The organism is Allocoleopsis sp., from assembly GCF_036703385.1.
Lineage (GTDB): Bacteria > Cyanobacteriota > Cyanobacteriia > Cyanobacteriales > Coleofasciculaceae > Allocoleopsis.
The window spans coordinates 22431-30654 of the sequence record NZ_DATNPA010000149.1 but is presented as its reverse complement, the minus strand read 5'-3'; the positions used below and the strand labels follow the sequence as shown (position 1 = coordinate 30654).

At 46.1% G+C, this 8224-nt stretch carries 3 protein-coding genes; all 3 read left to right on the top strand.

Annotation, left to right across the window (positions count from 1 at the left end; genetic code table 11):
* A partial coding sequence (locus V6C93_RS07585; protein WP_333476047.1) for a response regulator occupies window positions 1–1302 on the top strand: 1302 nt, incomplete at its 5' end.
* 164 nt (window positions 1303–1466) lie between these two features.
* Window positions 1467–7490, top strand: coding sequence for an AAA family ATPase (locus V6C93_RS07580; RefSeq protein ID WP_333476046.1), 6024 nt, complete (start codon window positions 1467–1469; stop codon window positions 7488–7490).
* Entirely contained in the window at window positions 7487–8116 is a 630-nt protein-coding gene (locus V6C93_RS07575; protein ID WP_333476045.1) for a response regulator transcription factor, read from the top strand. Before V6C93_RS07580 ends, V6C93_RS07575 begins: the two co-directional genes overlap by 4 nt.
* Window positions 8117–8224 lie beyond the last annotated feature (108 nt).

Sequence of the window (8224 nt, the reverse complement as noted above, 5' to 3'; positions counted from 1 at the left end):
ACAGCCCGAAACTTGGAACCCTTGTTACTTCACTTAATTCGCAATGCCTACGATCACGGATTAGAATCCTCAGCGGAGCGAGTCGCCGGGAGGAAACCGGAACAAGGCACCCTGACACTATCGCTCCTGCGGCAGGGAAATCTATTCCAGTTTGAACTGAAGGATGATGGGCGCGGGATGGATGCCAAAGCCGTTCAAGCCAGAGCCGAAGCTTTAGGATTACCGCTCTCGAACACCGAAACACCAGCCGAACTCCTGGCAGTCATTTGTCAACCAGGCTTCAGTTCTCGGAGTCAAGTGAACGAGATTTCTGGGCGTGGAATTGGGATGGATGTGATTGCGGCTCAAGTCGCTCGATTAGGAGGACGGCTGACGCTCCATAGCGTTCCAGGTTCTGGGACAACGTTTCATCTCCAATTTCCGGTGCCTCACCTGTTAGTCTCCTGTGTAGTACTACGTTCAGGTGATTCGACCTTTGCTCTTCCTGTCGAAGATATTAAGACGCTCAATCTATTAAGCAACTTGACGGTGTCCCCCGTTAAAGATTCTCACTCTGCCTTCTCATACACCATCGAGGATGAAACTGGCTCACGTCCTGCCCTAGACTTGCTCAAGTACTGGCAACCTCATTGTGGCGATCGCCCATTAACAGATACAACCGTTTGCCTCTATATCTATGGAGAGGAAGCCACACAAGATGTTTGGTTACTGGCTGACGAACTCTTAGAACACTCTGAAATCCTGATCAATCCACTACCAAAGCCACTGGTTGCACCCGATGGGTTAATTGGTGTGAGCTTACGAACCAATGGGACGTTGTTTCCCGTTCTAGAAGCTCACAAATTGGCAGAACGACTGTTGTCCTCTTCCTCGCAGGCTGTTGATGCTGCAACTGTTCCATCATCCAATTCTGGTGTTGGGGACGCTAATGATGTCACCCAATCTATCTTAATTGTGGATGATGCGGCATTGATGCGGCGACGACTTGAGGCGACGTTGAATACTTACGGCTATTCTACTCATAGCTGTCGGGATGGGCTAGAAGCCTGGAATTGGCTACAAGCTCATCCCCAACCCAATCTCGTGATTACGGATATTGAAATGCCGAATATGGACGGCTTTACCTTGGTGGATCGATGCCGAAAAGCGGGCATCACAGTTCCAATTCTCGTGATTTCCTCACGCTTATCCGAGGAGTGGTTTGATGAGGCAAAACGCTTAGGAGCAACGGATTATTTAACCAAAGGGTTTTCTACCCTCGATTTAATCAAAAAAGTCAGTACTCTAGTGATACCAATTTAATTTGAACTCAGCTTCCGCACATCTGCTGCACGTTTACGGCGTTCCAGTCTGACTGGATAACCTAAAGAGGGGATTCAGGCTCTATGTCTAAGGAAGTATATTCATTGAGCGTGTCTGTCTGACAAAGTTAACTCAGCTCATGATACTCATCGGGAGAGAGTTCAATGATTGCCCTAGCTGGAGTTGCCATTCAAAACAAAATCTATGAGAGTTCAGCATCTTTAGTCTATCGGGGCATCAGAGTGAAAGATGAGCGATCGCTTATCGTAAAAATGCTTAAGCTTGATTATCCCTCTCCCCAAGAACTAACACGCTACAGACAGGAATATGAAATTACCCGTTCTCTCAAAGAGGAAGGTGTTATCAAGGCATACAGCCAGCAGGAGTATCAACGCACTCTCGTCATTCTCTTAGAAGATTTTGGCGGAGAATCTTTAGAGCAATGGATGCACAAGCGCCCAGAAACCTTCTGCCCCATGCCCTTATCCACGTTTCTCGGGCTTGCGATCGACATTACAGATATTCTGGGCAGAATTCATGCCGCTAATGTCATCCACAAAGACATCAACCCCGGAAATATCGTCCTTAATCCGAATACTGGCGTTGTCAAAATCATTGACTTCGGGATTGCTACCCAATTTAGCCGCACTCATCCAACGTTCAAAAGCCCGCATGTTTTAGAAGGGACACTTGCCTACCTGTCTCCAGAGCAAACAGGGCGCATGAACCGTTCGCTCGATTACCGCACCGATTTTTACTCACTCGGTGTGACGTTCTACGAACTTCTAACTGGACACCTGCCGTTTCCAACAACGGACATTCTTGAGCTAGTCCATTGTCATATTGCCAAACAACCTATTGCGCCTCACGAACTGAAGGCATCGATTCCCAAACCCGTTTCAGATATTATTTTGAAATTGATGGCGAAAAATGCAGAGGAGCGCTATCAAAGTGCTTGGGGAATCAAAGCCGATTTAGAACTCTGTGTTCATCAATTAGAAGAAACTGGTCGAATTGATAGCATTCAACTAGGTCTTCAAGATGTTTCCGATCACTTTCAAGTTCCACAAAAACTGTATGGACGGGACAAGGAAGTTGCAATGTTACTAGCAGCTTTCGAGCGCGTCGCTTCTTTACAGAACGATTCAGAAACGACTTCAAAGAGGAAACAAACGGGCAACCCAAGATTCAAAGTCGAAATGATGTTGGTATCTGGCTATGCTGGAATTGGGAAATCAGCATTAGTGCAGGAACTCTATAAACCAATCACCCAAAAGCGCGGCTATTTTATCTCTGGTAAATTTGAGCAATTTCAGCGCAATATTCCTTACAGCGCGATCGCCCATGCTCTGCAAAAATTGGTGCAGCAACTGCTGGGTGAACCCGACGAGCAATTGCAACAGTGGCGATCGCGACTTCTAACAGTCTTGGGCAACAACGGACAAATCATCATTGATGTGATCCCTGAATTTGAACTGATTATTGGCAAGCAGCCACCCGTACCGGAAGTTGGTGCAACGGAAGCTCAAAATCGCTTCAATCGCATTTTTCAGACGTTGATGCGGATATTTTGTTCAAAGGAACATCCACTTGCGATCTTTTTAGATGATTTGCAGTGGATTGACTCAGCTACGCTGAAGTTAATCGAACTGATGCTGCTTGATGAGCAAACCCAATCGCTATTTTTGATTGGAGCCTATCGAGATAATGAAGTAAATCCAACACATCCATTGATATTAACGCTGGAGAGACTGCGAAAACAAGGGGCAGTGCTTCAGGAGATTGTCCTGGCACCCTTAACACTGGAGCCGTTGAGTCAGTTGATTGCCGAGACACTACATCAGGATGCTGACTCCGTTCGTACCCTAGCTGAGTTGGTGCTGCGTAAAACTGAGGGCAATCCCTTCTTCGTCAGCGAATTTTTGCGAATGCTGTACAGCGAAAATTTTCTGAGCTGTGACGCGGAACACTACCGCTGGCAGTGGGATATTGCTCAAATACAAGCCCAAGCAATTACCGATAATGTAGTGGAGTTGCTACTCTTCAAGTTGAAGAAACTACCAGAGAACACACAGCGAATTCTCCGGTTAGCGGCTTGTGTCGGTGCTGAGTTTAATTTAGATACGTTAGCGATCGTTTGTGAGCAACCTCCTCAAGCAGTTTCTCTAGATTTACTGGCAGCGGTACAAGCTGGATTAATTCAGCCTCTCTCCGAATTAGATGAGAACTTGTTAGTTCAAGAATATAAGTTTTTGCATGATCGCGTACAGCAAGCGGCATACGCCTTAATCGATGAGTCGCACAAACAGGCGGTTCATCTGCAAATCGGTCGAAATTTACTTGAAAAAACGTTGCCAGAGCGGTTATCAGAGCGGTTGTTTGAAATTGTGGACCATCTCAATCATGGGATTGAACGGGTCACTGATCAAGCAGAACGAGATGAAATTGCCAAACTTAATCTATTGGCAGGTCAGAAAGCAAAGGCAGCGATCGCTTATGGTATGGCTCAAAACTATTTAGCCACAGGGAGAGCATGGCTGGCAGCGTCTAGCTGGCAAACCAACTATGACCTGACCTTAGAGTTATATATAGAGATAACAGAAGTTGCGTACTTGTGTGGTGAGTTTGAGCAGGTAGAATCTTGGGCAGCGATCATTCTTCAAGCAGCCAAGACTGTTCTCAATAGCGTGAAAGTCTATGAAGCCAAAATTCAAACTTATATCGCGCAGAACCAGCTATTAGAAGCAATCAACACTGGATTGCAAGTTTTGCAGCAACTGGGGATCTGTTTTCCCGAAAAGCTAAGTCAGTCAGATATTCACCTTGAACTCGACGCAATCACATCCCGCTTTGACGAGAAACCGATCCAGGACTTGAGCCAATTGCCAGAAATGGCTAAGCCAGAGAAGCTAGCAGCAATGCGAATTCTATCTAGGATAACGCTCGTTGCCTATCATGCGGCTCCTGATTTGGTGCCTCTACTTGTGTTTAAACAGGTCAACTTGTCAATCCAATATGGCAATACGTTTGTGTCTCCTTTTGCCTATGCCAACTTTGGGTTAATCCTTTGTGGGATGGTCGGAAACATTGAGGCTGGCTACGAGTTTGGGCAGCTTGCATTAAGGCTGTTACCTCATCTGAAAATTCATTCAATTAAAGCTAGAACATTGTTCACAGTAACTAACTTCATCATTCACTGGAAAGAGCATGTTAGGGAAACATCGAAGCCATTCCTGGAAGCCTATCAAACTGGGCTGGAAACTGGAGATTTAGAGTTTGCTGCCTATTGCGCTTTCACTTACTGCCTCCAATTCTTTCTTGTTGGAAAGGAACTTGTAGAGGTTGAACACGAGATGGCAACATACTGTGAAGCCATCCGTCAAATTAAACAGACACCATCACTCACTTGGACTCAAATATTTCAGCAGTCTGTCTTAAATTTGATGGGATGCTCGGTCAATCCATCCCGTCTCGTTGGCGAATCCTACAATGAGGAGAATAGACTGCCACACCATGAAATTGATGGAGTCATACTCTTCCTCATACATTTCAACAAACTTATCCTATGCTATCTATTTTCCGAGTATGCTCAGGCATCTGAGAACGCAACCATAGCGGAAAGTTTTGTGATCCGCATCATGGCGACACCCCTTGTTCCTTTGTACTACTTCTATAATGCTCTGGCAAGACTCGCAACATACGCCGGAAGCAGCGCTCAGGAGCAGGAGAAAATCCTCAGCAAAATTGCGGTTATACAGGAGAAAATGAAGCAATGGGCACATTACGCACCAATGAATTATTTGCATAAATATCATTTGGTGCAAGCAGAGACGGCACGAGTTTTGGGTCAGTGGTTTGAGGCAGAAGAATTCTATGAACAAGCAATTCTTTGTGCTAGAGACAATGAGTATATTCAAGAGGAAGCATTAGCCTATGAATTAGCTGCAAAATTTTACCTATCTCGCGGCAGAGAAAAGTTTGCCCAAACCTACATGAAAGAAGCGCACTATTGCTATGGACGCTGGGGCGCAACGGCAAAGGTGAAGGATTTAGAAACTCGCTATCCTCAACTATTTCCTCAGTCGTCTAAAGTAGTTTCTACACCAGTTTGCACTACGAATGAAACCACATCAAATACCTCAAATATTGCTCTCGATTTAGCAACGGTGATGAAAGCAACTCAAGCAATTTCAAGTGAGATTGAACTGGAGCAGTTGCTCAGTTCTTTAATGCAAATTTTAATTGAAAATGCTGGGGCAAAAACTGGATTCCTCCTTCTGGAAAATTCAGGAGAATGGGCGATTGAAGCTTCTTGTGAATTCAATGACGGTGAGAATGTTTTAGCTACGCGAGTGCTGCAATCAATTCCAATGGCAACTCGCTTACCCGAATCAATCATTCAGTATGTGCTCCGGACTCATGAATCTGTCATCTTAAACGATGCCACTTGTGAAGGTAATTTTATCAATGAACCTTATATTCAACGCAACCAAACGCAATCTATTTTTTGTTTGCCGCTGCTGAATCAAAGTAAGCTCGTCAGCGTGTTGTATCTCGAAAATCAATCAGCAACTGGAGCGTTTACACCCGCTCGATCGCAGGTGTTGAATCTGTTATCGACCCAGGCAGCGATCGCCATTGAAAATGCCAGACTCTACTCAAAACTACGCGCTAGCGAAAGTCGGATGGCTCAATTCCTAGAAGCCATTCCCGTGGGAATTGGCATAGTTGATGCGACAGGTCGCCCTTACTACGCTAATCAACGAGGCATTCAGCTAATGGGCAAGGGAATTGATCCTGCCGTACCACCGGATCGAATTCCAGAGGTTTATCAATGTTATCTGGCGGGAGGTGAGCAAAACTATCCCACTGAGAAACTCCCTATTATCCAGGCATTGAACGGCGAACGCACCACAGTTGATAATCTGGAAATTCACCAAAACAATGTAACTATTCCAGTTGAGGTGTGGGGGACTCCTGTCTTTGACGAACAGGGCAATGTAGTTTATGCGATCGCAGCCTTTCAAGATATCACTGAGCGCAAACAAGCAGAGAAACTGCTAGCCGACTATAACCGAACATTGGAACAACGAGTAATTGAGCGGACTTTGCTGCTTTCGCAGGAGATTGAAGAGCGCCAACGAATTGAAAACGCCCTGCGGCAGAGTGAAGAGCGACGCAGGCTGACAATGGACTTCACCAACATCGGCAGTTGGAACTGGAATATCGTTGAGAACACAACAAACTGGAACGATAACCACGCTCGATTGCTGGGGTTAGTCCCAGGTGAAGTTGAGAGTAGCTATCAGGCATGGCGCGATCGCGTTCACCCAGAAGATATTCATCGGATTGAGCAAGCTGTTACAGCAGCTCTAGCAACTCATACCGATTTTGAAGCTGAATATCGAGTGATCTACCCAAATGGCAGTATTCACTGGTTGGTTGGCAGAGGTCGAGGCATTTATAATGCAGCCGGACAGCCTGTGCGGATGCTGGGGGTGATTCTTGATATTAGCGAACAGCGAAACGCTGCACTACGTGAACGCAAACGCGCCGAAGCCGCCTCGATTCTCGAAGAACGCAACCGCATGGCGCGAGAAATCCACGATACGCTGGCACAGTCCTTCACCGGTATTATCATTCACGCTAGATCTGCTGCTAGTAAGATAGCCGTAGACCCAGAAAAAGCTCAAGCTTACCTAGCTCAAGTACAGAACTTAGCCCGAACTGGACTCGCAGAGGCACGCCGCTCTGTAGAGGCGCTACGCCGTCCATACTTATTGGAAAATAATGATTTGCTCAGCGCTTTCAAGCAACTGACAACCCAGCTAGAATCATCCACTGGTACGACAATTATGTGTGAAGCCATTGGTATTCCCTATCCGCTACCCTCTGAGGTGGAGAATAATCTGCTGAGGATTGGACAAGAAGCATTGACTAATGCACTAAAATATGCAATCGCAACTGAAATTCGCGTTGAACTAATCTATCAGTCCACGCAGTGCATCTTACGAATCAAGGACGATGGACAAGGATTTACCATTGATCGTTCTTCTAGCCACAATGGTTTTGGTTTATTGGGGATGACAGAACGGGCCGATCGCATTGGAGCACAGATCCAGATCCAGAGTACCCCTGGACAAGGGACAGAAATTGTGGTGTCCGTGAATCAGGAGGAGCCATCATGAGCCAACCCAATGCTATTCGTGTTCTGGTTGTGGACGATCACCCGGTTGTGCGTCAGGGCTTAGTTACTATGCTGGAAGAAGCGCTAGATATTCTTGTCGTTGAACAAGCTGAGAATGGTCGTGAGGCCCTCACCATCTTTCGTCAACAGCAGCCAGATGTGACTTTGATGGACTTGCGAATGCCCCAGATGGATGGAGTCGCTGCCATTACTGCCATCTGCGCCGAGTTTCCTGCTGCTCGGATCATCGTGTTGACGACTTACGATGGCGATGAAGAAATTTATCAAGGATTGCGCTCAGGTGCTAAAGGGTATTTACTCAAAGATGCCGAGCCACAAGAATTGCTGTCCGCTATTCGCGCTGTTTACAAAGGACAGAAGCACATTCCACCGCATGTAGGTGCCAAACTCTTAGAACGCATGACGAGTCCAGAATTAAGCGATCGCGAGTTAGAGGTGCTTCAACTCATTACAACGGGTAAGAGTACCCAAGCCGTTAGCAAAGCTCTACATATTACAGAACGCACAGTCAATTTTCATATCAATCATATTTTAAGCAAGCTGGGCGTGGAGGATCGCACTCAGGCTGTGATCGTTGCCTTAAGGCGGGGCATTGTTAGCCTGTAGCCTCATACCTGTCAAATTTGTCAGTTTATCAGTTGCCTAATTTGTCAGCTTATCTTCTGAAGTTTTTCTCAGCGACACAATCGACTTAACTCTCTAAATTGAGAGTAT

Coding starts and splice junctions, on each gene's coding strand:
- V6C93_RS07575 (WP_333476045.1), top strand. CDS start 7,487: ATGAGCCAACCCAATGCTATTCGTGTTCTGGTTGTGGACGATCACCCG.
- V6C93_RS07580 (WP_333476046.1), top strand. CDS start 1,467: ATGATTGCCCTAGCTGGAGTTGCCATTCAAAACAAAATCTATGAGAGT.